The following is a 24,498-nucleotide window of genomic DNA, read 5'->3' as shown; positions in this document are numbered from 1 at the left end:
CGGATCGGAGTTGGAACCCATGACCGTACGAATCCTCGCCGCGATCGCCGTTCTGGTGTCGGCGTACGTCCACCTCTACGAGTGGCTGAGCGGGATGCGCCACGTCAACGTGATCGGTCCGCTGTTCGTGGTCAACATCGTGGCCGGGGTGGTGATCGCGGTGCTCCTCTTCACCTGGAAGCACTGGTTCGCCCCGTTCCTGGCCTTCGGCATGGGAGCGACCACGCTCGGTGGCTTCGCGATCGCGACCACGAGCGCCGGGTTGTTCGGCGACCACGAGAAGTGGCAGGGCCCCTACATCTGGGTGGCCGCCGCCTCCGAGGTCGTCGCCATCCTCGCCGGCCTGTACGCGACGACGCGTGAGATCCGCACCTCGCAGACCAGCGAGCGCCGCGAGCGCCGCACCGTCGCCGGCTGAGTCTGCGCCACTCCCGGGACGTCATACGGACGGAGCCATAGATGGCTCCGTCCGTATGACGTCTTCGGGGTCAGCGTGGGGCGGGTCGGCGTCGTCGACTGTCGTCAGAGCGTCAGCTCGGCGACGGGGCTGCCGTCCAGCTTGGTGACCACGACCGAGGAGATGTCCTTCTTCCACGCCGAGGTCGCGCCGGAGACCTGCATCGACTTGCCGGGCAGTCCGTTCCAGGTGGCGACGCGCTCGCTGCGACCGTCCTTGGTGTGCACCACGAGGGCGTAGGCACCTCCCTCGTAGATGACAGCGCCGGGCGGGTAGTTGCAGGTGACGTCGAGGCGGGTGCCCCACGGCACTGACGTCAGCGCCACCCGGGCGGTCATCGGGTCGCGGGCGACCTGGGTCATGATGCGCCCCGACGGCTGCACCACGGGCGGCTTGGAGTCGGCCGACGGAGTGCTCGAAGGCCGGTCGAGGGCGAGCGCCCCACCCGTCGTGACCGCAACGGCGGCGGCCGCGGCGATCCCGGCGGTGAGCCAGGTGCGGCGCTGCTGCTGGCGGCGTACGGCGCGGGAGAGCCGCGGGAGCAGCGTCTCGGGGACGGGCTCGGGCTCGGGTGCGTCGAAGACCTCCGGACCGATCCGGCCGAGGAGGCCAGGCAGTCCGGCCAGGTCGCGGACCGCGCGCGAGCAGTGCTCGCAGCCGTCGAGGTGCGCCTCGAACTCACGACGCTCGGCCGGTGACAGCGAGCCGAGGACGTAGGAGCCGTCCCAGGTCTCGTACGGGCATCCGGTGATCGGCGGGTTCATGCCACCACCCCCATCTCTTCCAGTGCGAGCCGGAGGGCGTGGAGGGCGTAGTGCGTGCGTGATTTCACTGTTCCTTCGGGGATTCCCAGGCGACGGGCGGCCTCGGCGACGGGCCGGCCCTTGAAGTAGGTCTCCTGCAGCACCGCACGGTGCTCGGGCGAGAGGCGGGTGACCGCGTCGGCGACCACCCAGGTCATCAGCAGCTCGTCGCTCGCGTCGTCGGTGGATGCCGGCTCGGGGAGCTCGCCCATCGGGATCTCGGAGCGGGCCCGGCGGGTGCGCGACTCGTCGATGACGATGTTGCGGGCCACCGTGAAGAGCCAGGCGCGCACCGACCCCTGGCTCTCGTCGAGGAGGGAGGCGTTGCGCCAGGCGCGCAGGAGGGTCTCCTGGCACACGTCCTCGGCGCGGGCACGGTCGTTGTTGGTGAGGCGCAGACAGTGGCCCCAGAGCGCGCCGGCATGGTCGTCGTGCAGGCGCTGCATCACGACGTCAGGGCTCTCGGCCATCACACCTCCTCACGCGGTATACGGAGCCGCGGACCGATCGGTTCAATGATGCCGCGGGACCGTGCAAAATCGCTGGCTCCCCGGCGGCGGTGAGCTGGGATCGGTTTCCGTGACGGAAACGGGTCCTGCCTCACCGCCTCCTGCACACGATCAGGCGAGTGAGGCGAGCCAGGCCTGGTGGAGGTCGGAGAAGCGGCCGTCGCCGCCCTCGATCAGCTCGGCCGGGGAGCCGTCCTCGACGATGTGGCCGTGCTCGAGCACCAGCACCCGGTCGGCGATCTCGACCGTCGACAGCCGGTGGGCGATGATCACCGCGGTGCGTCCGGAGAGGATCGTGCGCAGCGCCCGCTGCACGAGCCGCTCGGACGGTACGTCGAGCGACGAGGTCGCCTCGTCGAGGATCAGCACCGCCGGGTCGGCGAGGAACGCCCGGGAGAACGCGATCAGCTGTCGCTGACCGGCGCTGAGCAGGCCCCCGCGGTTGGAGACGTGGGTGTCGTAGCCGTCGGGCAGGGCGGCAATGAAGCCGTGGGCGCCGATCGCCCGGGTCGCCGCCTCGATCTGCTCCTGAGTCGCCTCCGGGCGCCCGAAGCGGATGTTGTCGGAGATCGAGCCGGAGAAGAGGTAGTTCTCCTGGGTCACCATCACCACCGAACGGTGCATGTCCTCCGAGGTCAGCGACCGCAGGTCGACGCCGTCGAGGGTGACCGCTCCTGCGACGGGGTCGTAGAAGCGGGTGGCGAGCTTGGCGATCGTGGTCTTGCCGGCGCCGGTGGTGCCGACGAGCGCCACCGTCTGCCCCGACGGGATCGAGAGGTCGAGGTCGGGCAGGACGTGCACGCCCTCGACGTACGCGAACCGCACGTGGTCGAAGCGGAGGTCGCCGCGCGCCTCGGGCAGCGCGACGGGGTCGGTCGGCTCCGGGACGCCGGGCTCCTCCTCGAGGACGCCGGAGATCTTCTCCAGAGCCGCCGAGGCCGACTGGAAGGTGTTGTAGAACTGCGAGATCTCCATCATCGGCTCGAAGAACTGCCGCAGGTAGAGCAGGAACGCCGCGAGGACGCCGACGGTGACCTGGCCCTGGTAGGCGAGGTAGCCGCCGTACAGCAGCACGACGCCGATGGTGAGGTTGCCGATCATCCGGATCTCGGGCATGAACCATGCGACGAGCCGGAACGCGACCAGGTTGGCGGCGCGGTACTGGTCGTTGACGTCGTCGAAGATCTCCTGGTTGCGCGGCTCGCGGCGGAAGGCCTGGACGGCCCGGATGCCGTTCATCGACTCGACGAAGTGCACGATGACCAGGGCGACCTTCTCGCGGGTGACCCGGTAGCTGGACGCGGACTCCTTGCGGAACCAGTTGGTCGCCCACGCCAGGAACGGGCCGCACAGCAGCGCCACCAGGCCGAGCTTCAGGTCGAGGTAGAGCAGCAGACCGGCCGTGCCGACCAGGGTGAGGGCGGCGGTGAACAGCCCGTCGAAGCCGCTCTCGAGCATCTCGTAGATGGCGTCGACGTCCGAGGTCTGACGTGAGATCACCCGGCCCGACGTGTAGGAGTCGTGGAACGCCGGGCTCAGCTTCTGGAAGTGGCGGAACACCCGGTGCCGGATCTCGAAGAGGATGTCCTGCCCGATCGTCCCCGAGCGCACCAGGAACACGTTGCGGGCCAGCGCCTGGATGACCGTCGCGACCAGCACGATGCCGACCACGATCATCAGCGGCTTCAGGTCGTTGTGGGTGCGGATCGGCGGGATGCCGACGTCGATCCCCTTGGCCACCAGCAGCGGGATCGACAGCCGCGCGGCGTTCTCGATGACGACCGCCAGGAGCATCAGGCGCAGGGGCTTGCGGTGCGGGCGGAGCAGGTCGGTGAGCAGCCGCCGTGACCGGCCCGCGAGCTTGGCCGACGTCTCGGCGCTGATCTCCTCGAGGTCGTCGGCCGCGACGCCGCGCCACTCCTGGCCCTCCTCGACCGGGGGCGTGGAGGTCACGTCTGCCGAGGTCATTCGGGGTCCCCACGGCGTTGTTCGACGGAGGAGCGGAGCGGGGGAGGCGAAGAACGTCGTGGGGTGAATTTCACGATGCTTCCTCGAGCTCGTCGGAGTCGGCGGCGAGGAGCTCGCGGTACGCCGGCACGGTCGCGAGCAGCTCGCGGTGCTGGCCGACGTGGGTGATCGTGCCGTCCTCGAGCAGGGCCACCTTGTCGGCGAGCAGCACGGTCGAGGCACGGTGGGCGACGACCAGGCCGGTGGTCTCGGCGAGCACCCGGCGCAGCGCCTCCTCGACCAGCTTCTCGGTGTGCACGTCGAGCGCCGACAGCGTGTCGTCGAGCACCAGCACCTTGGGCTCGGCGAGCACGGCGCGGGCGAGCGCGAGCCGCTGCCGCTGGCCGCCGGACAGCGACATGCCCTGCTCGCCGATACGCGTGTCGAGGCCCCACGGCAGGTCGTGGACGAAGCCGGCCTGGGCGACCTCGAGAGCCTGCTCGATCTCCTCGTCGGTGGCGTCGGCCCGGCCGAGGGTGAGGTTCTCGCGGGCGGACATCGAGAACAGCGTCGGCTCCTCGAACGCCGTGGCGACCAGAGAGCGGAGCTCCTTCAGCGAGTAGTCGCGGACGTCGACGCCGTCGATCGTCACCCGGCCACCGGACACGTCGTACAGCCGCGGGACCAGCGAGGTCAGGGCGGTCTTGCCGGAGCCGGTGGCGCCGACCAGGGCGACCGTCTCCCCGGGCGCGACGTCGAGGTTGACGTCGCGCAGCACAACGGTGTCGGAGCCCGGGAACGTGAAGTCGACGTGCTCGAACCGCAGGTGTCCGCGTGACTGCTGCGCCGACGAGGGCACGGCCGTGCCGCTGACGATGTCGGGAACCGTGTCGAAGATCTCGAGCACCCGGGCGGCCGAGGTCATCGCCTCCTGGGCCATCGCCAGGATCACGCCGAGCGAGGCCACCGGCCACACCAGCGACAGCATCAGCGTGATGAAGGCGACCAGCTCACCGGGCGTGAGCTGGCCGCGGCCCACGCCGATCGCGCCGAGCAGCAGCACGATGACCACCGCGCAGTTGGGGATCATCTCCAGGAAGGTCCAGAACTTCGCCGACAGCTTCACCTTGTCGATGCTGGTGTCCCAGAGCCGCTGCGCGGCCTCGTCGTACTGCCGACCGACGTGGCCGGACCGCCCGAACGACTTGATCACCCGGATGCCCACCGCGCCCTCCTCGGCCAGGGTGGCGAGGTCGCCCTGCTGGTCCTGCACGCGTCGCGAGACCACGACGTACCGCTTCTCGAAGCGCATCGACAGCCACACGATCGGGGCGGCGGTCGCGGCCACGACCAGGCCGAGCGGCCAGTACATGTGGAGCAGGACGAGCGTGGTGGCCGTCACCTGGGTGATGTTGACCAGGAGGAACAGCATCCCGAACCCGCTGAACCGGCGGATCGCCGACAGGTCGGTGGTGGCCCGCGAGAGCAGCTGGCCCGACTGCCACCGGCTGTGGAAGCTCATCGGGAGCTCCTGGAGCCGGTCGTAGAGGTCGCGCCGGAGCTCGGTCTCGACCGACAGCACGGCATTGGACTGGACCCAGCGGCGCCACCAGATCAGGACCGCCTCGAGCACCCCGAGACCGAGCACGCCGAGGCCGAGCGGCACCAGACCGCTGCTGTGGTGGTGGCGGATCGGGCCGTCGATCAGGGCCTTGATCACCAAGGGGATCGCGATGGACACCCCGACGCCGGTCATCGACGTGACCAGCATGATCAGCAGCGAACCGACGTGCGGCCGGAGGTAGGAGCGCAGCCGCCAGAGCGACTTCACGCTGGCGGGTGGATGGGCGGTCGGACCGTGGGTCGGTGAACGCGGATCGGCAGGCATCGTTGGTCGAGCCTAACCCTGGGCACCGACGCCCCACCAATCGATTGGTACGACGCGCCGCCCGGAAGTGGTCCTTACACGCTGACAGCCGGCTCAGTTGGCCAGGAGGCCACGGACGACGCGCAGGCCCACCGACATCCGGGCGAGGTCGGCGTTGTCGTCGGCGCAGATCTCCTCCAGCGTGGACGCCGCGCGTGAGACCACCACGGTGTCGCCGTCCTCCCACTCCTGGATGCGGGCCGGCACGGAGTCGGCGCGATCGGTGTCGCGCAGCACCTGGGCGGTCAGCTGGGCGTGGACGGCGTACACGTCGTCGCGCAACGCCGCCCGCGCCATCGTCTGCCACCGGTCGTCGCGCGGCAGAGCCAGGATGCGCGACACCAGGTCGGGCAGGCCGAGTCGCTCCCCGAGGGCGAAGTGGAGCCGGGTGACCGCGACGGGGTCGAGCTCCAGGCGGTCGGCGATCTCGCGGATGCCGAGCAGCTGGTACGCCGGGTGGAGCACCGCGACGCGGGAGGCCAGGTCCTCGGGGACCCCCTGCTCGACCAGCCGGGACATCCGGCCCTCGTAGGCCCGCAGCTCGCGACCGGTCAGCAGCGACGGCAGCTCGGCCATCAGCTGCTGCACCGGCTCGCGGAAGTAGTCGACCGTCGCCTGGCTGTCGAGCGGAGGCCGGCGGTTGTTGACCAGCCACCGGGAGGCACGCTCGACCAGGGTCCGCATCTCGATCCGCATCCGGGTCTGACAGGCGGCGTCCAGGTCGTTGTCGTAGGTCTGCAGCTCCTCGCGCAGCGGCAGGGAGCCGAAGATCTCGCGGGCGACGAAGTTCGCCCGGGTCAGCTCCTCCGGCGACGCGCCGGTCTCGCCGGCCAGCCGCGGCCAGTACGTCATCCCGGCACCGTTGACCAGGTCGTTGACGACCTGGGTCACGATGATCTCCCGGCGCAGCGGGTGGCTGGCGATCGCGGACTCGAAGCCCTCCTTGAGCTGGGTCGGGAAGTAGCTCACCAGGTCGACGTGGCAGTAGGGGTCGTCCGGCAGGTCCGACCCGACCAGGTCGTCGGCGAGCACGATCTTGGTCCAGGCCAGCAGCACCGACAGCTCGGGTGCGGTGAGGCCCTCGCCGCGGTCGAGCCGGCGACGGACCTCGCGCGAGGTCGGCAGGCCCTCGATCTCTCGGTTGAGCACGCCCTTCTTCTCCAGCGTGCGCATCCAGTCCTCGTGGACGTGGAGCAGCGAGGGGGCGTTGGCGGCGGCGTTGGCGAGCGCGAGGTTCTGCTCGTAGTTGTCGCGCAGGACCAGCGAGGCGACCTCGTCGGTCATCTCCGCCAGCAGGTGGTTGCGCTGCTTCTCGGTCAGGTCGCCGTCGGCGACCACGCGGTCGAGCAGGATCTTGATGTTCACCTCGTGGTCGGAGGTGTCGACGCCGGCGGAGTTGTCGATGAAGTCGGTGTTGATGGCGCCACCGTGACCGTCCGCGCCCTGCACGGCGTACTCGATCCGGCCGAGCTGGGTGAGGCCGAGGTTGCCGCCCTCCCCCACGCACCGGGCCCGCAGCTGGCTGCCGTCGATGCGGATCGCGTCGTTGGCCTTGTCGCCGGCGGCGGCGTGCGTCTCGTCGGCGGACTTCACGTAGGTGCCGATGCCGCCGTTCCAGAGCAGGTCGACGGGCGCCTGGAGGATCGCCTTCATCAGCTCCGCGGGCGTCAGCTTGGCGACCGACTCGTCGAGGCCGAGCGCGCGGCGTACCTGAGGGCTGATCGGGATCGACTTCAGAGAACGCGAGTAGACACCGCCACCCTCGGAGATCAGAGCCGTGTCGTAGTCCTGCCAGCTCGAGCGCGGCAGGTCGAACATCCGCTTCCGCTCGGCGAACGACTTCGCTGCGTCGGGGTCGGGGTCGAGGAACACGTCGCGGTGGTCGAACGCCGCCACCAGCCGGATGTGCTCCGAGCAGAGCATGCCGTTGCCGAACACGTCACCGGACATGTCGCCGATGCCGACGCAGGTGAAGTCCTCGGTCTGGCAGTCGATGCCGCGCTCGCGGAAGTGCCGCTGCACCGACACCCAGCCACCACGCGCGGTGATGCCCATCGCCTTGTGGTCGTAGCCGACCGAGCCGCCGGACGCGAAGGCGTCGCCGAGCCAGAAGCCGTAGTCCTTCGCGACGCCGTTGGCGATGTCGGAGAACGTCGCGGTGCCCTTGTCGGCGGCCACCACCAGGTAGGAGTCGTCCCCGTCGTGGCGTACGACGTCCCGGGGCGGGACCGTGGCGCCCTCCACCAGGTTGTCGGTGATGTCGAGGAGGCCGGAGATGAAGGTCTTGTAGCAGGCGACTCCTTCGGCGAGCCACGCGTCACGATCCGCCGGGTCGGGCAGCTGCTTGCAGAAGAACCCGCCCTTCGCGCCGACCGGCACGATCACGGTGTTCTTCACCATCTGCGCCTTGACCAGGCCGAGCACCTCGGTGCGGAAGTCGTCGCGCCGGTCGGACCAGCGCAGGCCGCCGCGGGCGACCGCGCCGAAGCGCAGGTGCACGCCTTCGACGCGCGGGGAGTAGACGAAGATCTCGAACCGCGGCCGCGGCTGCGGCAGCTCGGGGATCTCCGACGGCTCGAGCTTGAACGACATGTACGTATGGTGCTCGCCACGTGAGGAGCCGCCGGCGGTCTGGAAGTAGTTGGTGCGCAGGGTGGCGTTGATGTGGGTCAGGTAGGACCGGAGGATGCGGTCGTGGTCGAGGCTGGCGACGTCGTCGAGCGCCTTCTCGATCCGGCCCCGGACCTCCTCGACCCGCGCCGTACGCGCCTCGGCGTCGGCGCCCAGACCGTTGCGCCCGGGGTCGAAGCGCGCCTCGAAGAGCTGCACGAGGAGCCGGGTGATGTCGGTGTTCCCGCGCAGCGCCTCCTCGATGTAGTCCACGGCGAAGGGGCTGTTGCCCTGCTTCATGTACTTCGCGTAGGCACGCAGCACCGTCGCCTGCCGCCAGGTCAGACCGGCCGCGAGCACCAGCGCGTTGAACCCGTCGATCTCGTTGTAGCCGTCCCAGACGGCTCGGATCGTGTCCTGGAACGGCTCGCGCGCGTGGTCGGGCATGCCGGGCGGGTAGCGCAGCCCGAACTCGTAGATGTACGACGGGTGGTCGGTGTGGTCGAGCTGGTAGGGCCGCTCGTCGACGACCTCGACCCCCATCGAGGACAGCGCCGGCAGCACCTCCGACAAAGAGATCGACGCCCCGCGGCGGAACACCTTCAGCCGCGCCTCGCCCCGGGCGGCGTCCAGCGGCGAGAACAGGGACAGGTCGGTGCCGGCATCACCGAGCGCCTCGAGACGAGCCAGGTCGAGCGCCCCGGTCGCCGCCGAGAAGTCCTCCTTGTAGGCCTCGGGGAACGACGACTCGAAGCTGCGGGCCAGCCGCGAGCCGACGTCCTCGCCGAACTCGGCGACGGTCGCGGCGGTGAAGTCGTCACGCCACGAGCGGGATGCGTCGGTCAGCCGCCGCTCGAGCTCGGAGACGTCGACGTCGGGGATCTTCTCCCCCTTGGCCGGGTGCACCACGAAGTGGACACGTGCGGTCGTCGACTCGCTCATCCGGACGGTGAACTCGATCGACTCGCCCCCGAAGCTCTCCTTGAGGATCTCGGAGAACCGCTCGCGGACGGCGGTGTTGTAGCGGTCGCGCGGCAGGAACACCAGGACGCTGACGTAGCGGCCGTAGGTGTCGCGGCGTACGAAGGTCCGCAGCTGACGCCGGCCGCGGGTCTCCATCACGCGGCTCGACATCGAGGCGAGCTCGTCGACGGGGGTGTGGAACAGCTCGTCGCGGGGGTAGGTCTCGAGGGTGTCGATCAGCGCCTTGCCGGCGTGGCTGCGCGGGTCGAGGCCGACCTTCTTGAGCACGTCGACGGCCTTCTCGCGCAGCAGCGGGACGTGCCAGACCGACTCGGTGTAGGCCGCGCTGGAGAAGAGGCCGAGGAAGCGTCGCTCGCCGGTGACCTCGCCCTTCTCGTCGAAGGTCTTCACACCGATGTAGTCGAGGTACGCCGGGCGGTGCACCGTGGCGCGCGAGTTGGCCTTGGCCAGCACCAGCAGCTCGTGCTCGCGTGCGACCTCGGCGGCCTTCTCGGGCAGCTTGCCGACGGCGGAGAGGTCCGGGTCGTCGCGGAGGATGCCGAGCCCGCTGCCGGGGACCCCGCGGAGGTACTCGTCCTCGCCCTCACGTTCGAGGTGGTACTCGCGGTAGCCGAGGAAGGTGAAGTGGTCGTCGGCCAGCCACTCGAGGAACTCCCGGCCCCGGGCGATCTCGTCGGTGGACAGGGTCGACGGCGGGGAGCTCTGGAGCCCGTCGACGATCTCGGTGATCTGCTGCCGCATCCGCTCCCAGTCCTCGACGGACTCGCGGACGTCGCGCAGCACCCGCTCGAGGTCGGTGGCGATCGCGTCGACGTCCTCGTCGTGGCCGACCCTGCTGATCTCGACGTGCATCCACGACTCGCGCTCGGCGCCCTCCGGCGGGGGCGAGGACTCGTTGTCCGGGCAGGCGATGTGCTCGAGCCGGCCGGTCACGTCACGGGTCACGTCGAACTGGGGGTGCACGACCAGATGGACGTCACGCTGCTGGCGGGTCAGCTCCATCACCACGGAGTCGACGAGGAACGGCATGTCGTCGGTGATGACCTCGACCACGGAGTGGCCACCCGCGGACCAGCCGTGCTCGGCCAGGGTGGGGGTGAAGACGTGGACGCTGGCGGTCCCCTGCGGGCGCGACTCGGCCGTGCGGTAGTGCGAGACGAGGGCGCCGTACAGCTCCTCCGCGGTGCGGTCGACCAGGTCGTCGATGGCGACGTGCCGGTAGTAGGCCTCGAGGAGCGGACCGACCTCGCTCTTGGGCGGACCGCCGGAGCCGGTGCTGCGCTCCGCGAGGGCGATCGCCTGGGTGAGCAGATGGGATTTCTCTGAGTCGAACCGGTCGGTCGTCATTGACACAATCCGACATTAGGACTCGCCGTTGGTCGGGACAAAGCCGACGTGCGGCTGATCCGACACGCAGGCCCGTGGACGGGCATGATGACGCCCATGAAGCGCGTGAGCCACACCCTGACCTATCCCGGGACGACGGTCGACGACGTGTACGCGATGCTCGCGGATCCGGCGTACCGGAAGGCCGTCGGGGACTACCAGCGGGTGGCCGACTTCTCCGTCGACATCACTCCGAACGGCAGCGGCATGCGGGTGAGGCTCGAGCAGGCGCACGGCACCGACCGCATCCCGTCGTTCGCTCAGAAGATGGTCGGCAACGAGATCCGCTTCGTGCAGGAGGAGTCGTGGTCGTCGCCCTCCGGCGCCGACGTCCACGTGGCCATCCCCGGCAAGCCGGGCGAGATGACCGGCTCAACCCACCTGACCCAGTCCGGAGCCGACGTCGTCCAGCAGATCGACCTGGCCGTGAAGGTCGGCGTCCCGCTGATCGGCGGCAAGCTCGAGGACCTGGTCGCCGGCTTCGTGACGAAGTCCTTCGACGCCGAGAACAAGGTCGGCGTCAAGTGGCTCCGCGGGGAGTGGCGGATCTGACGACGGGTCAGTCGAGGGCTTCGGTCTCCCGGCGTCCGGCAGCCGAGGACTTCTGCAGGAAGTCCACGATCACGCCGAGGTCCTCGGCTGAGTAGTCGTCGAGGATCTGGTCGAGCGCCGCGTTCATGCCGGCGTAGTGGCCGAAGATCTCGCGGACCCGCTCGGGCACCGGGCACAGCTCCACCGACCGGCGGTCGTGCTCACCTCGTGCACGGACCAGCCAGCCGGCGGTCTCGAGCCGGGCCAGGACTCCGGTCAACGTCGCGGGGTGCACGCCGGTACGACGCGCCAGCTCCGTCGGGGTCATCGACCCCTGGCGCACCAGGACGTCGAGGCAGTCGAGGTCGACGTCGCGCAACCTGGCCAGCCCGCTGATCCGGTGGTTCAGCAGGGCGAGCTCGATCCGGAGCTCGCGCAGCGTCGCCTTGGCCTCAGCGGCCAGCCTCCGGCGTTCCCGGGACGCACTCGGGGAGGTCATCCGCCCATGCTATACGATTCTCATATCATATGATTTTCATACTAGTTAGGAGCACGTCATGCGCATCACCGTCTTCGGGGCCCACGGCTCGACCGGTCGCCTCCTCACCGCCGCCGCCCTCGACCAGGGACACGAGGTCGTCGCGGTCACGCGGCGGCCCGAGGAGTACCCGCTCGCCCACCCCGCCCTCACCGTGGCCGGCGCGGACGTCCACCACCCGGCAGCGGTCGCCGGCGCGATCACCGGCGCGGACGCCGTGCTCTCGACCCTCGGGGTGCCGTCCACGAGGGACCCCATCACGGTCTACTCCGAGGGCACCCGCACGATCGCGGACGCGATGGCCGCCGCCGACGTGAAGCGCCTGGTCGTGGTCAGCAGCAGTGCGACGTACCCCCACCACCACGCGGACGGCGGCTTCCTGCTCAACCGCGTTCTCCAGCCGCTGGTCACCCGGACGATCGGCCGCACGACGTACGCCGACATGCGGGCCATGGAGGATCTCGTCAGGGACAGTGCCCTCGCCTGGACCGTGATGCGGCCCTCGGGGCTGTTCGACCTGCCGGCCCCCACGGCGTACCGCCTCGACGAGGACGAGGCGCCGGGCGTCTTCACCGCGCGCTCCGACCTCGCTGCGAGCATGCTCGAGATGCTGCGGGACGACCGCTACGTCGGCCGCCACGTCGCCGTCACCACCACGGAGGTCCGGCCGTCGATGCTGCGGATGATGTTGAACGAGGCCTTCGGCTGAGCAGGGTCGAACGAGGCCGAGCTCAGCCCATGTGGGGGTAGCGGTAGTCGGTCGGCGGGACGAAGGTCTCCTTGATCGACCGCGGGCTGGTCCACCGCATCAGGTTCTGCGGGGCGCCGGCCTTGTCGTTGGTGCCGCTCGCCCGGGCGCCGCCGAACGGCTGTTGCCCGACCACCGCGCCGGTCGGCTTGTCGTTGATGTAGAAGTTGCCGGCCGCGAACCGGAGGTCGCGCCGCGCGTCGGCGATCGCACGCCGGTCCTGGGCGATGATCGAGCCGGTCAGCGCGTACGGCGCGAACGACTCCATCTGCTGCAGGACCCGGTCGTAGCGGCTGTCGTCGTACACGTGGACGGCGAGGATCGGTCCGAAGTACTCGGTGTTGAACATCTGGTCCTTCGGGTCGGTCGACTCGATGACCGTCGGGCGGACGAAGTACCCGACCGAGTCGTCGAGCTGACCACCGGCCAGGATCCTCAGGTGGTTGTTGCGCTTGGCGCGAGCGATCGCCGTCTTCTGCTTGGCGAACGCGCGGTCGTCGATGACGGCGCCCATGAAGTTGGACAGGTCGGTGACGTCGCCCATGGTCAGCCCCTCGACCTCGGCCAGGAACTGGTCCTTCATCCGCGCCCACACCGACTTGGCGACGTACGCACGGGAGGCCGCGCTGCACTTCTGCCCCTGGTACTCGAACGAGCCGCGGATCAGCGCCGTCCGCAGCACGTCGATGTCGGCGCTGGGGTGGGCGACCACGAAGTCCTTGCCGCCGGTCTCACCGACGATCCGCGGGTACGAGCGGTACGACGAGATGTTCTCGCCGACGGTCCGCCACAGGTGCTGGAAGGTCGCCGTGGAGCCGGTGAAGTGGATGCCCGCGAGGTCGGGGTGGGTCAGCGCGACCTTCGAGACCTCGAGCCCGTCACCGGGGAGCAGGTTGATGACGCCCGGCGGCAGGCCGGCCTCCTCGAGCAGCTCCATGGTCAGGCTCGCGGCGAGCTGCTGCGTGGGGCTCGGCTTCCAGATGACGGTGTTGCCCATCAGTGCCGGAGCGGTCGGGAGGTTGCCGGCGATCGCGGTGAAGTTGAACGGCGTGATCGCGTAGACGAAACCCTCGAGCGGCCGGTAGTCGGTGCGGTTCCACACGCCGGGGCTGTTCGCGATCGGCTGCTCGGCGTGGATCTGCTTGGCGTAGTGGACGTTGAACCGCCAGAAGTCGATCAGCTCGCACGCCGCGTCGATCTCGGCCTGGAACGCCGTCTTGGACTGGCCGAGCATGGTCGCGGCGTTGATCCGCTGGCGCCACGGCCCGGCGAGCAGGGCGGCGGCCTTGAGGATGATCGCGCACTTCTCGTCGAACGGCATCCGCTGCCACGGGAGGGCGGCGTCCTTCGCGGCCTTGATCGCGGCCTCGGCGTCGCGGGTGGTCGAGTTCTTCATGACCCCCAGGACGTGCTGGTGGTTGTGCGGCTGGACCACCGGGATCTCCGCGCCGCCTCCGTTGCGCCGGCGACCGCCGATGTGCGCGCGCAGCGACACCTGCCGACGCTGCTGGCGGTCCAGCTCCTGCTCGAGCTCCTTCCGCTCGGGGGTGCCGGGCGCGTAGGTGAGGTTCGGCTCGTTGACCGGGTGCGGCGGATGGGTGACGGCGTCCATGTCGGCGATGCTGTCAGACCACGACCCGCCACTCAATTCGCCCTCAGAAACCCGGATCCGACCCAGCTTGTCCCGCATGGGATTCTGGCAGCGGCCCACCGGCGGGCCCGAAGAGTCCGTGCGAGAAAGGGCCACACCCCCATGCGTCGTCTGGTCGCCGCCGTCGCGGTCGTCCTGCTCACCTCCCTCACCCTCACGGCGTGCGGTGGCGGGAGCGGCTCCTCGGCGCAGGACCCGTCGCACCTTCCGACCAAGGTCATCGACGTCACGTTCAGTGGTGAGAGCGTCACCCCCAACGGCGACCGGTACGACGTCGCCGTGGGCCAGCGGATCGAGCTGGACGTCACCGCCGACAAGCCCGGCGAGATCCACGTCCACTCGTCGCCGGAGCAGGAGTTCGAGTACGACAAGGGCTCCTCGACGATCGCCGTCAAGCCCATCACCACGCCCGGGATCGTCACCGTCGAGTCGCACACCCTCGACAAGGTGCTCTTCCAGCTGCAGGTGAAGTGACCGGGCTCGTCATCGGAGGTCTCCTCCCCGAGCACGGGCTCGGCGGTGCCCAGGACCTGCCGATCTCGCGGGGGCTCGCGATCACCGGGGCGGCGATCGCGGTGGCCGTCTCGTTCGTGGTCCTGGCGATCGCCTGGCGCCGTCCGCGGTACGACGCCGCCACCAGCGGCCGCACTGCGCCGCGATGGCTCTCGGCGTTCGTCGACTCGGTCTGGTGGCGGGGTCTCCTCCGGCTGATCGGGCTGCTCGCTCTGGTCTACCTGGTCCTGGTGGCGGTGTTCGGCAAGGACCTGCTGATCAACCCGATCTTCGGCATCTTCTACGTCTGGATCTGGGTCGGCGTGCCCGTCGCCTCGCTCCTCTTCGGCCGCGTCTGGAGGTCGATCAGCCCCTTCCGGCTGATCAGCACCGGCATCGCCCGGGTCTCCGGTGGCGAACCCGACGAGGGCGTCTTCCGCTACCCCGAGCGGCTCGGGATGTGGCCGGCGGCCCTCGGCCTGCTGGCCTTCGTCTGGATGGAGCTCGTCTACACCCACAACGTCGACCTCTCGCCGGTGCGCCTGTGGTGCGGCATCTACCTGGGGGTGATGATCATCGGCGGCGCGCTGTTCGGGAACACCTTCTATGCGCGCGCCGACCCGTTCGAGGTCTACTCCTCGCTGGTCGCCCAGGTGTCGGTGTGGGGACGTCGGCACGGCCGGCTGGTGCTCCGCAGCCCCCTGGCCAACCTCGACTCCACTCCGGCGACCCCCGGGCTGATCGGTGTGATCGCGGTGCTGTTCGGGAGCACGGCCTTCGACGCCTTCCGCGAGTCACCGCGATGGCTGAGGTTCACCCAGGACAACGGCTGGTCGACGTACCTGCAGAACAACCTCGGCCTGCTCGGTTTCTGCGTCGCGGTCGGCGTGATCTTCTGGGTGGCCTGCGCGGCCACCGGCGTCGGGCCCGAGCAGTCGCGGAGGCGGCTGCCCGACCAGCTGGCCTTCTCGGTGATCCCGATCGTGATCGGGTACGTCATCGCCCACTACCTGAGCTACCTGGTCGAGATCGGGACCCAGACCCTGGTGCAGGCCAGCGACCCGCTCAGCACCGGCAGCAACGTCTTCGGCACCGGCGGACTGACCGTGCCGTACTGGCTGTCCTACCACCCGACGTTCCTGGCCGACCTCAAGGTGATCGCGGTCGTCGCCGGTCACGTCGTCGGTGTCATCGCAGCCCACGAGCGCGCCATCAAGCTGCTGCCCGTGCGGCATCAGCTCACCGGGCAGCTCCCCCTGCTGGGGGCGATGATCTGCTTCACCGTCGGCGGCCTGTACCTGCTGTTCTCCTCCTGAGCAGCCGGCCTCCGTGTCGTCGGCGATGCGGAGCCGGTGGCGGCACCACGGCGTCCGCGAGGGCCGTGAGCGCCCGGGCCAGCGGCGTGTCGCCGGCGTCCGGCACGCTCGTCCCGCTGGTCAGCGCGCGGTCGACGGCATCGCGGTCGTCAGGCAGGAAGTGGACACCGGCCAGTCGGGCGAAGCCCTCGACCATGCCGACGATCTCGCGCTCGGACCAGCCCAGGTTGGGACGCATCCGGTTGACCACGACCCGGACGGGGGCACCGGCCCGGTGCTCGCGCAGGTCGACGAGCCCCCGCGCCAGCCGCGAGAGCCCCACCGGGTCGGCGGTGCCGACGACCAGCACCTCGTCGGCCACCTCGAGGGTGCCCAGCGTGAGCTGGTTGCGGCCGGGGCGGGCGACGAGGTCGCCGGCCGGGTCGTCCTCGAGGCTGAACCCGGTGTCGGCGACGACGTACCCGTGCGCCCGCGCGACCTCGAGGAGGTGCTCGACGACGCCGGCCCGCACCTCGAGCCAGCGGTCGGCCCGGGGCAGGCCGGTGACCACGGTCAACCGGCCACCGAGCGCGCGCCCGATCGATCCGAAGCGCGCCTCCAGCGCGCCTTCGCCGGTGAGCCGCGCGGCGCTGAGCAGCCCGGAGACCTCGTCGAGGACACCCAGGTGCTGCGCGACCGACCCACCGTAGGGGTCGGCGTCGACCAGCGTCGTGCGCAGCCCTCGCCGCGCGAGCGCCGATGCCACGCCGGCCGCGACCGTCGTGCGACCGGGCGCGCCGCCGGGTCCCCACACCGCGATGACGTGGCCGGAGTCGTCCGGGTCGGGCGGCAGGTCTGCGTCGTCGAGGACCGCCAGGTCGAACGCCGGGCCGTCGTTCTCGTCCTCCAGCGCGTCGGGAAGGCCGTCGAGCTCGTTGCGGTCGACCAGAGCGTCGACGCCGATCCGCGCTGCGCGGCTGCGGGACTCCTCCGTGTCGGGCGCCACGGCCACCACGCGCACCTGGTGCCGGTGCAGCACCTCGACCGCAGGCGGGTCGAGGCCGGGCGCGTCGAGCGCCACGACCGCGGCGTCGGCCTGGCCAGCACTGCTGGTGGCGAGCAGCTCGTCGACGTCGACGCACCGCTTCAGCACCACCATCCCGCTGCGCGCGCCGATCCGCTCGAGGACCGGTGACTCCCACGCCGCTCCGGCGGCCACGACCAGGACGACGACCACGTCAGACCTCACGCCGGCCGGCCGTCAGCCGCGTCCGACGACCGTGAGGGCGGCGTCGTCCGTGGAGGCGAGCAACCGGAAGAACCGCTGTGCCTCGCCGCCGGACATCCCGAGCACCAGCGTCCGCGTGCCGTCCGCACCGAAGCCGTCGTCGCGCGCCGGCGCGTCCAGGACGGTCACCCCGGCCACGACCGGTCGCCCGTCACAGATCTCGGACTCCTGGCAGCCGGTGCGGCTCGACGGTCGCAGGTAGACGTCGACCGTGTCCCCGACCTCGACCGCCGTGGGCACCTGGCCGGGGTCCACCGACACCGGCACCTGACGCAGGTCGTGCTCGGACGCCGGGCCGACGGCGGCTCTCGGGAGCAGCTCACCGGCCCCGACGTCGCGGCTGAGCCTGAGGTCGGCCGGCAGCTGCTCGTCGGCGCGGAAGTACAGGCTGGCCGCGTCGGAGTCGTCGAACCGGACCCGGCGTACGGCGAGGTCGTCGCCCGTCAGCACCTGTCCAGCGCCGAGCGGGTCGGCCGCCGCCCACACCGGCACGGTGTCGTCGGAGGTGCCCACGACGAGCGCGCCGACGAGGACGGACGCGGCCACGATCACCAGGCCCAGCCACAGCCGAGGGTCGCGCCAACCGGGTGCCGACGCCCGCTTCGCGGCAGGCGTGTCCGTGATCCCGAGATTCACGGGGTCATTCTGACCCCGAACCACCCCTGCGCGGCAGCCCTCGTCCACAGCCGGACCGCGTGCGCCGGGTGACCTTCGTTCACTCGTGCAACGATGGCCCCATGCCCCCCGCTCCTCGGTTCCTCACGCTCGCGGACGTCGCCGAGGTCCTCAGCACGTCCAGCGCGCAGGTGTACGCCCTGGTCCGGCGCGGCGAGCTGCCGGCGATCAAGATCGGCGGTCGCGGGCAGTGGCGGGTCGAGGCCACCCAGCTCGAGGCCTACATCGACCGGATGTACGACGAGGCCCGGGCGTTCGTGGACGCCCACCCGTTCACCGAGGGGGACGCCAAGGGCGAGGCGCCGGAGGAATGAGGGCCGGCTACCCGACTTGAGAGCCGAGAGTGATCTTCAGGCTCATCTGGGAGCCTCCGCGCCGGATCGTGAAGCGCACCGTGTCGCCCGGCTGGTGCGACCGGATCGCGACGATCAGGGCGATCCCGTCCGACACCTTCTCGCCGGCGACCTCGGTGACGATGTCGTCCTTGCGCAGGCCACCTTTCGCAGCCGGGCTGTCGGTGTTGACCTTGAGGATCTTGGCGCCGACGTCGGAGGTGTCGCCGGTGTCGACCGTGGCGCCGATCACCGGATAGCTGGCCTCGCCGGTGCGCAGGATCTGGTCCGCGGTGATCTTCACCTGGTCGATCGGGATGGCGAACCCGACCCCGATGTTGCCGGCCTCGCCCGAGCCGGTGCTCCCGGTGGTCGCGATCGCGGAGTTCACCCCGACCACCCGTCCGGCCAGGTCGACCAGCGGACCCCCGGAGTTGCCGGGGTTGATCGCGGCATCGGTCTGCACCGCGTTGATGTAGGAGTTGGAACCCGTGTCGCTGGTGGTCACCGGCCGGTTCAGCGCGCTGACGATGCCGGCGGTCACCGTCGAGCTGAGCCCGAGCGGCGAGCCGAACGCGACGACCTGGTCTCCGACGCGCAGCACCCGTGCCGAGCCCAGGCTGGCCGGCGGGAGGTGCGGGCCGCCCTTGACGTACAGCACCGCCAGGTCGTACGTCGGGCTGCGGCCGACCACCTTCGCGACGTACTTGTCGCCGCGCTGGTCGACGATCTCGATCGGACCACCGTGCTCGACCGCATCGGCCACGACGTGGTTGTTGGTGATGTAGTGGCCCGACCGGTCGAGCACGAAGCCCGAGCCGGTGGCGCCGTCCTTGCGGCCCTGGTACTCCGCGAGCACCTGGATGGTGCTGGGCAGGAGGCGCTGGGCCACCGACGCGACCGAGTGGTTCCCCGCCGGAAGGGGTGGCTTGGACACCGTGCCCGAGTCCTCCAGGCCACCGCTGACCCTGCCCTCCGTCGAACTGTCGTGCAGGTTCTCGTACGCCGCGCCGCCGAGGACTCCGCCGATCACGCCGATCACGAGCGCCAGTACGGAGACGGCCGGCCAGACCCAGCCGGAGACCCGGCCCCGGGGCGGCTCCGGCGGACGGTGCTGCACCGGGTAGGGCTGGGTGCCGGGCGGCGGGTACGCCGGGCGAGTCGGCTCAGGGGGCCTGGCGTACGGCGTGCTCGGCGGCGGCCCCGGCGGTGCCCACCTGTGCGGCGGCGGCTGCTCCCGCGGTGGGACCCAGCTGTCCGTGCCCGGGCCCGTCAACGGCGCGGTCTCCTCGCCGAGACCGGGATCGCCGTCGGGGTGCTCGTCGGTCACAGGTCCTGACTCTCCACGGGGGCGCCGACCGGGCACTCGGACGGCTCGGAGGGCCGTACGGGCCCTATGGGGCGAGTCTACGTCCCCGTCCGTGAGCCGTCGGCGGAGCATCCCGCCGGTCTCGGCCGTGCGTGGAGGCCGGTCGGTCGCGGTCGATGACCGTGGTGATCGTGTGCGTGAGCGTCGAGCCGAACCACTCCGTGCTCGGACGGACCACCGCGCCTGGTGCGTTCGCCGGCGAGGCGCCCAGCGCCAGCACGCCCATCACCGCGGCACCCACGGCGCCGCCCCCGATCCCGGTCATCCCCAGGTGACGCCGTCGCGCTCCGGTCTCGACCAGGGCGGGGTGGTCGGGCAGATCGGGCCAACCGACGATCCCGCTGACCAACAGCGAGCCCTTGAGGTGCGAGGGGGCCGGCGCGCCGGCCAGCTGCATGGTCGCCAGCCTGGTCTTCACCCAGCCCTCGCGCTCCACGGCGTCGCGGCACTGGTGGCAGGAGTGGACGTGGTCCCAGGCGCGCTCCTCGTCGGCCGGGGACAGCTGGCCGTCGAGGAGCGCGCTGACTCGGGTGCCCAGGTGGCCGATCACGACGTGGTCCCCGGGGTGAGGTCGGGCCGAGCGGCGGCCGGGCCCTGGTAGCGGGTGCGGCCGTCGGCGGGTGCCCGGTGGGCGAGCGCCGTGCGGAGCATGGCGCGGCCGCGGTGGATGCGGGAGCGGACGGTGCCGAGCTTGGCGTCCAGGATCTGCGCGATCTCGTCGTACGAAAGGCCCTCGACGTCACAGAGCACGACCGCCGCGCGGAACTCCGGCGGCAGCGTCCCGAGCGCCTGCTCGATGTCGTCGTCGAAGGTCTGGTCGGCGTACGCCGTGTCGGGCGTCGGCAGGTGGCTGTGCAGACGGTCGGCGCGCTCGTCGGAGAGCGCGTCGAAGCGGATGCGCTGCTTGCGACGTGCCTGGTCGAGGAACAGGTTGGTGGTGATCCGGTGGATCCAGCCCTCGAAGGTGCCGGGCTGGTACGTCGAGAGGCTGCGGAAGACGCGGACGAAGACCTCCTGCGTGAGGTCCTCGGCGTCGTGCGGGTTGCCGGTCAGTCGGAACGCCAGCCGGTACACCCGGTCGGAGTGCTGGTCGACGATCTCCTCCCAGGTCGGCACGTCGGCCCTGCCCGCAGGGGTCTCGGCGGACGCGTCGTGGGACTGGTCCCCGCTCACGAGCTCCTCCTGCCGACGCCGCTGCGTCTGCTCCACCTGTCGACGTCTGCGCGTCGGGTGCGATCCCGGCCTGAACAGCGCCTGACCTCCGTCCTCGAACTCTCGTCGTCGTGGCTGAGAGGAACCTGTGAGAAGGGCACCCCGCAGTGTGTGAATCCCGACTCCTCCAACGAACGACGGAGCGCTCCGTGTTCCCGAAAGGTGGCGCTTTCGTCGCGATAAGGTCGCCTCGACCGCCACCGACCGGAAGGCTGCGCGATGACCGTGACCCCACCCAAGCCCGCCAGCTGGTCCTACGCCGAGGGGTTCGTCGAGGAGGACGACGTCCTCGCCGGAGCGCGGGCCCGGGCCGAGGAGGTAGGTGCGGTCGCGATCGGGTCGGGGGGCGGCGCCGCGCTGCGGTTCCTGGCCTCGGTGATCGAGGCCAGGGCGGTCGTGGAGGTCGGCACCGGCGCGGGCGTCTCGGGGCTGTGGCTGCTGCGCGGCATGCGGTCCGACGGGGTGCTCACCACCATCGACATCGAGGCCGAGCACCAGCGGCTCGCCCGTGAGTCGTTCAACGACGCCGGCATCCCGGCCCAGCGGGCGCGGACCATCGCCGGCGCGGCTCTCGACGTACTCCCTCGCCTCACCGACGGCCACTACGACCTGGTGTTCTGCGACGGCGACAAGGCCGAGTACGCCGCGTACCTCAAGGAGGCGCTGCGGCTGCTGCGCCCGGGCGGGATCATGGCGTTCGACAACGCCCTGTGGCACGACCGGGTCGCCGACCCCTCCCAGCGCGACGAGGAGACGACCGTGATCCGCGACCTCGGCAAGGAGATCGCGGGCAACGACGCGCTGGTCCCGATGCTGCTGCCGGTCGGCGACGGGCTGCTGGTAGCGAAGAAGGAGTGGTCGCCGGAGGCGTGATCAACCGGCGCACCCGGCGGTGAGCCAGGATCGTTTTCCGAGCCGCGGAGCGATCCCAGGTCACCGCTCCTGGGCAGTGACGCAGACGGGCAGTGAGCCAGGACCGGTTCCCGGTCGGCGAACCGATCCCAGGTCACCTCTCCCGGGCGGTGACCCGCGCCGCTCAGGCGATGCCGGCCAACGGGTCGGGGCCGGTCAGCCACGTCAGCAGGAGCCGTGGCCCGAACCCGGTGGGACCCTTGGTCCACTCGAAGGAGTCGCTGGGGGCGTCGCCGGTGGAGGCGATGTCGAGGTGCGCCCACGGCACGTCGCCCGCGAAGTGCTGGAGGAACAGCGCTGCGGTGATCGCCCCCGGACCGCCGGGGGCGTTGTTCGCGTCGGCGACCTGCGAGGTGAGGCTCTCCTCGTAGTCGGGCTCGAGCGGCATCCGCCACAGCGGCTCCCCGGCGGCGGCGCCGGCGGCGGAGAGGGCCTCGGCGAGTGCATCGCGGTTGGCGAAGAACCCGCCCGTCCACTGGCCCAGCGCCACCTTCATGGTGCCGGTGAGGGTGGCCACGTCGACGAGCACAGCCGGGTCGAGCTTGTCGAGGGCGTAGGCCATCGCGTCGGCGAGGACCAGCCGGCCCTCCGCGTCGGTGTTGAGCACCTCGCTGGTGCGGCCGCCGTAGTGGGTGACCACGTCGCCGGGCCGGAGCGAGGAGCCACCGACGGCGTTCTCGGCGGCCGAGACCAGCCCGGTCACCCGGAGCGGGCAGCCGAGCGCCCCGAGCGCGCCCATCACCGCCATCACCACCGCGCCACCGGTCATGTCGCGCTTCATCGTCGCCATGCCCTCGGCCGGCTTGATCGACAGCCCACCGGAGTCGAACGTGATGCCCTTGCCGACCAGGACCACGCGCGGCACCCGCCGGCGGGCACCGGCCGGGGTGTAGTCGAGACGGATCAACCGAGGCGGGGTGGCCGACCCCTGGCCCACGCCGAGGATGCCGCCGAAGCCCTGCTTGGCGAGCTTGACCTCGTCCCAGACGTCGACCTCCAGACCGTGCTCGGCCGCGATCTGCTCCGCCTGCTCGGCCAGCCACTGAGGAGACTTCAGGTTGGAGGGCACGGTGGCGAGCATCCGGGAGCGCCACCCGGCTCCACCGAGGGCGAGACCGCGCTCCAGCGCCGCCGCGTGGTCGTCGGTGGAGAGGCCGGCCAGCACCACACGGCGCACCGGCTCGCGCTCGGGGCCTCGGGACCGCCAGTGGAAGACGAACGATCCGAGCATCATGCCGACGACGTACGCCGTCAGCGCCTCGTCGTCTCCACCGGGCACCGCCGTCGCCACCGACTCGTGGTCGAACGTCGCGCGCGCCACGGCCGCACCCGCGCGTCGGTAGTCGGTCGTCGTACCCTCGCCGAGCCCGACGAGCAGCACCAGGCGGGGACCGCCGCCGCCGATCGGGAGAGCGACGATCTCGCCGCCCTTGCCCTTGGCGCGGCGGGACGTCAGCACCCCGGCGAGGTCGAGCCCGAGGGCCTCAGCGGCTGCGTCGGCGGCCGACCCGAGCACCGGCTCGTCGTCGACGACGGTGAAGGGCAGCGCGAGGACCTCGGCCCCGGTGATCTCGTGCGGGGCAAGGCTGCTCAGCGCGAACGCGGGCGGTGAGACCTGGGCTGGAAGAGTGGTGGTCGGTGTGGGCACGTCAGCCCACGACCTCCTTGAGGGCATCGCCCAGGGCACCGGCCTCTTCGGCGTTCAGCTCGACGACCAGCCGGCCACCGCCCTCGAGCGGCACGCGCATCACGATGCCACGGCCTTCCTTGGTGACCTCGAGCGGACCGTCACCTGTCCGCGGCTTCATTGCCGCCATCCGCGCACCTCTTCTTCTCGTTCTGCTACTTACGGGAGCCGAGACGCACGGGAAGAGACCCCCAAGCGCCTGATGCCGGTCCATTATCCCCCATCGCGACGACCGACGTCCGCGAACCCTGCGCGGGGCCGTGCCCGGATGACACAGTGACCGGATGACACAGTGAGATGACACAGTGACGGCATGCGCGCGCGCTCGGCCCTCTTCGACGTGTACGGCGACCACCTGCGCTCGCGCGGCGACCAGGCGCCCGTGTCCGCGCTGATCCGGCTGCTCGAACCGGTCGGCATCGCCGAGCCTGCGGTCCGCACCGCCATCTCGCGGATGGCCGCCCAGGGCTGGCTGGAGCCGACCCGCGTCGACGCCGCCCCTGGGTACCGGGCCTCGCCGCGGGCGATCGAGCGGCTCTCGGAGGCCGCGGCCCGGATCTACCGCAGCGCGCCGGAGCCGTGGGACGGGCGGTGGCGCCTGGTCTTCCTCGAGGCGCCCCGGCATCGCGGGGAACGCGAGCGCCTGCGTGGGGAGCTCACCTATCTCGGGTACGCCGAGCACGCGCGCGGCGTCTGGGTGTGTCCGTTCGACCGGCCGGAGGTCGACGAGGTCGTCGCCCGAGCCGGTGGCTCGGCACGGCATGCGGTCGCGGTCGAGCTCGACCCCGACCCGGTCCGGGCCTGGGACCTGTCGAGCCTGGCCAAGTCGTACGCCGCCTGGCCCGTCGTCGCGGACCGGCTGGTGAACGACCAGCCCGGCGATGCCGTGGACGCGGTGGACCGGGTGGACGCGGCCGGCGCGGCCGATGAGGACGAGGTGGCGTTCGCGGCGAGGTTCCGGCTGGTCCACGAGTGGCGCAAGTTCCTCTTCGACGACCCCGGACTCCCGGCCCAGCTGCTCCCCGAGGACTGGCCGGGTGTCCGCGCGGCCGAGCTGTTCACCCGGGAGGCAGCGCGGCTCAAGCCGGCCTCCGACAGGTTCGTCGGGCGGTGCCTCGGCGCCGGCTGAAGCCGGTGTGACAACC

General features: G+C 71.0%; 22 protein-coding genes. 8 read left to right on the top strand and 14 right to left on the bottom strand.

The genetic code is table 11. The features are described from left to right. Nucleotides 1-19 precede the first annotated feature (19 nt). Nucleotides 20-418: a hypothetical protein gene (locus tag VGK78_RS10700; RefSeq protein ID WP_331527608.1), complete on the top strand. Its 399-nt coding sequence runs from the start codon at nt 20-22 to the stop codon at nt 416-418. A 104-nt stretch (nt 419-522) separates the two neighbouring features. On the opposite strand, the gene VGK78_RS10695 is transcribed toward VGK78_RS10700, so the two are convergent. The 5 genes from VGK78_RS10695 to VGK78_RS10675 form a co-directional block, all read right to left on the bottom strand. Continuing rightward, a complete protein-coding gene (locus VGK78_RS10695) occupies nt 523-1,221 on the bottom strand; it encodes an anti-sigma factor family protein (protein ID WP_331527607.1) in 699 nt (232 codons plus the stop codon). Further along, the gene (locus VGK78_RS10690; protein ID WP_331527606.1) at nt 1,218-1,730 is read right to left on the bottom strand and encodes a sigma-70 family RNA polymerase sigma factor; all 513 of its coding nucleotides are present in this window, start codon (nt 1,728-1,730) and stop codon (nt 1,218-1,220) included. The genes VGK78_RS10695 and VGK78_RS10690 overlap by 4 nt, the downstream gene beginning before the upstream one ends. A gap of 150 nt (nt 1,731-1,880) precedes the next feature. Next, nucleotides 1,881-3,737: an ABC transporter ATP-binding protein gene (locus VGK78_RS10685; RefSeq protein WP_331527605.1), complete on the bottom strand. Its 1,857-nt coding sequence runs from the start codon at nt 3,735-3,737 to the stop codon at nt 1,881-1,883. Between the two features lie 70 nt (nt 3,738-3,807). Continuing rightward, nucleotides 3,808-5,547 (bottom strand): ABC transporter ATP-binding protein, encoded by a 1,740-nt coding sequence (locus tag VGK78_RS10680; RefSeq protein ID WP_331527604.1) that lies wholly within the window; start codon nt 5,545-5,547, stop codon nt 3,808-3,810. Between the two features lie 150 nt (nt 5,548-5,697). Next, nucleotides 5,698-10,584: an NAD-glutamate dehydrogenase gene (locus VGK78_RS10675; protein ID WP_331527603.1), complete on the bottom strand. Its 4,887-nt coding sequence runs from the start codon at nt 10,582-10,584 to the stop codon at nt 5,698-5,700. A gap of 96 nt (nt 10,585-10,680) precedes the next feature. On the opposite strand from VGK78_RS10675, the gene VGK78_RS10670 reads away from it, so the two are divergent. Further along, on the top strand, nt 10,681-11,175 hold the full coding sequence (locus tag VGK78_RS10670; RefSeq protein ID WP_331527602.1) for a DUF2505 domain-containing protein: 495 nt from the start codon (nt 10,681-10,683) through the stop codon (nt 11,173-11,175). 7 nt (nt 11,176-11,182) lie between these two features. Here the strand turns inward: VGK78_RS10670 and VGK78_RS10665 are convergent, their stop codons facing one another. Next, complete coding sequence (locus tag VGK78_RS10665) at nt 11,183-11,653, bottom strand: MarR family transcriptional regulator (protein ID WP_331527601.1); 471 nt, start codon at nt 11,651-11,653, stop codon at nt 11,183-11,185. A gap of 58 nt (nt 11,654-11,711) precedes the next feature. Between VGK78_RS10665 and VGK78_RS10660 the strand changes: the two genes are divergently transcribed. Next, nucleotides 11,712-12,401: an NAD(P)-dependent oxidoreductase gene (locus tag VGK78_RS10660; protein ID WP_331527600.1), complete on the top strand. Its 690-nt coding sequence runs from the start codon at nt 11,712-11,714 to the stop codon at nt 12,399-12,401. A gap of 22 nt (nt 12,402-12,423) precedes the next feature. Here VGK78_RS10660 and pruA read toward each other — a convergent pair whose 3' ends face one another. Continuing rightward, a complete protein-coding gene (gene pruA / locus VGK78_RS10655; RefSeq protein WP_331527599.1) occupies nt 12,424-14,052 on the bottom strand; it encodes an L-glutamate gamma-semialdehyde dehydrogenase in 1,629 nt (542 codons plus the stop codon). A 141-nt stretch (nt 14,053-14,193) separates the two neighbouring features. Between pruA and VGK78_RS10650 the strand changes: the two genes are divergently transcribed. Then, nucleotides 14,194-14,565: a hypothetical protein gene (locus VGK78_RS10650; RefSeq protein ID WP_331527598.1), complete on the top strand. Its 372-nt coding sequence runs from the start codon at nt 14,194-14,196 to the stop codon at nt 14,563-14,565. After that, nucleotides 14,562-15,899 (top strand): hypothetical protein, encoded by a 1,338-nt coding sequence (locus VGK78_RS10645; RefSeq protein WP_331527597.1) that lies wholly within the window; start codon nt 14,562-14,564, stop codon nt 15,897-15,899. Before VGK78_RS10650 ends, VGK78_RS10645 begins: the two co-directional genes overlap by 4 nt. Here the strand turns inward: VGK78_RS10645 and VGK78_RS10640 are convergent. Both VGK78_RS10640 and VGK78_RS10635 read right to left on the bottom strand, forming a co-directional pair. Continuing rightward, on the bottom strand, nt 15,862-17,115 hold the full coding sequence (locus tag VGK78_RS10640) for an AAA family ATPase (RefSeq protein WP_331527596.1): 1,254 nt from the start codon (nt 17,113-17,115) through the stop codon (nt 15,862-15,864). The two genes, VGK78_RS10645 and VGK78_RS10640, sit on opposite strands and share 38 nt — an antisense overlap. A 24-nt stretch (nt 17,116-17,139) precedes the next feature. Further along, a complete protein-coding gene (locus VGK78_RS10635; protein ID WP_331527595.1) occupies nt 17,140-17,802 on the bottom strand; it encodes an SAF domain-containing protein in 663 nt (220 codons plus the stop codon). Between the two features lie 101 nt (nt 17,803-17,903). Between VGK78_RS10635 and VGK78_RS10630 the strand changes: the two genes are divergently transcribed. Next, nucleotides 17,904-18,155, top strand: a complete 252-nt coding sequence (locus VGK78_RS10630; protein WP_331527594.1) for a helix-turn-helix domain-containing protein — start codon at nt 17,904-17,906, stop codon at nt 18,153-18,155. Between the two features lie 7 nt (nt 18,156-18,162). Here the strand turns inward: VGK78_RS10630 and VGK78_RS10625 are convergent, their stop codons facing one another. The 3 genes from VGK78_RS10625 to sigE all read right to left on the bottom strand — a co-directional run bounded on the left by VGK78_RS10625 (nt 18,163) and on the right by sigE (nt 20,715). Then, complete coding sequence (locus tag VGK78_RS10625) at nt 18,163-19,503, bottom strand: S1C family serine protease (RefSeq protein WP_331527593.1); 1,341 nt, start codon at nt 19,501-19,503, stop codon at nt 18,163-18,165. Nucleotides 19,504-19,567: 64 nt separating this feature from the next. Beyond that, nucleotides 19,568-20,092, bottom strand: coding sequence for a hypothetical protein (locus VGK78_RS10620; protein WP_331527592.1), 525 nt, complete (start codon nt 20,090-20,092; stop codon nt 19,568-19,570). Continuing rightward, nucleotides 20,089-20,715, bottom strand: coding sequence for an RNA polymerase sigma factor SigE (sigE, locus tag VGK78_RS10615; protein ID WP_331527591.1), 627 nt, complete (start codon nt 20,713-20,715; stop codon nt 20,089-20,091). Before sigE ends, VGK78_RS10620 begins: the two co-directional genes overlap by 4 nt. 258 nt (nt 20,716-20,973) lie before the next feature. On the opposite strand from sigE, the gene VGK78_RS10610 reads away from it, so the two are divergent. Next, on the top strand, nt 20,974-21,627 hold the full coding sequence (locus VGK78_RS10610; protein ID WP_331527590.1) for an O-methyltransferase: 654 nt from the start codon (nt 20,974-20,976) through the stop codon (nt 21,625-21,627). A gap of 163 nt (nt 21,628-21,790) precedes the next feature. Here VGK78_RS10610 and VGK78_RS10605 read toward each other — a convergent pair whose 3' ends face one another. Both VGK78_RS10605 and VGK78_RS10600 read right to left on the bottom strand, forming a co-directional pair. Continuing rightward, a complete protein-coding gene (locus VGK78_RS10605) occupies nt 21,791-23,314 on the bottom strand; it encodes a leucyl aminopeptidase family protein (RefSeq protein WP_331527589.1) in 1,524 nt (507 codons plus the stop codon). 1 nt (nt 23,315) lies between these two features. Beyond that, entirely contained in the window at nt 23,316-23,483 is a 168-nt protein-coding gene (locus VGK78_RS10600) for a DUF3117 domain-containing protein (protein ID WP_329652256.1), read from the bottom strand. A gap of 183 nt (nt 23,484-23,666) precedes the next feature. On the opposite strand from VGK78_RS10600, the gene VGK78_RS10595 reads away from it, so the two are divergent. After that, complete coding sequence (locus VGK78_RS10595; protein ID WP_331527588.1) at nt 23,667-24,482, top strand: PaaX family transcriptional regulator C-terminal domain-containing protein; 816 nt, start codon at nt 23,667-23,669, stop codon at nt 24,480-24,482. Nucleotides 24,483-24,498: the final 16 nt, after the last annotated feature.

Origin of the sequence: Nocardioides sp. (assembly GCF_036503465.1) — a bacterium.
GTDB lineage: Bacteria > Actinomycetota > Actinomycetes > Propionibacteriales > Nocardioidaceae > Nocardioides.
The sequence above is the reverse complement of the archived record's forward strand: the minus strand, read 5'-3'. Positions and strand labels throughout refer to the sequence as shown.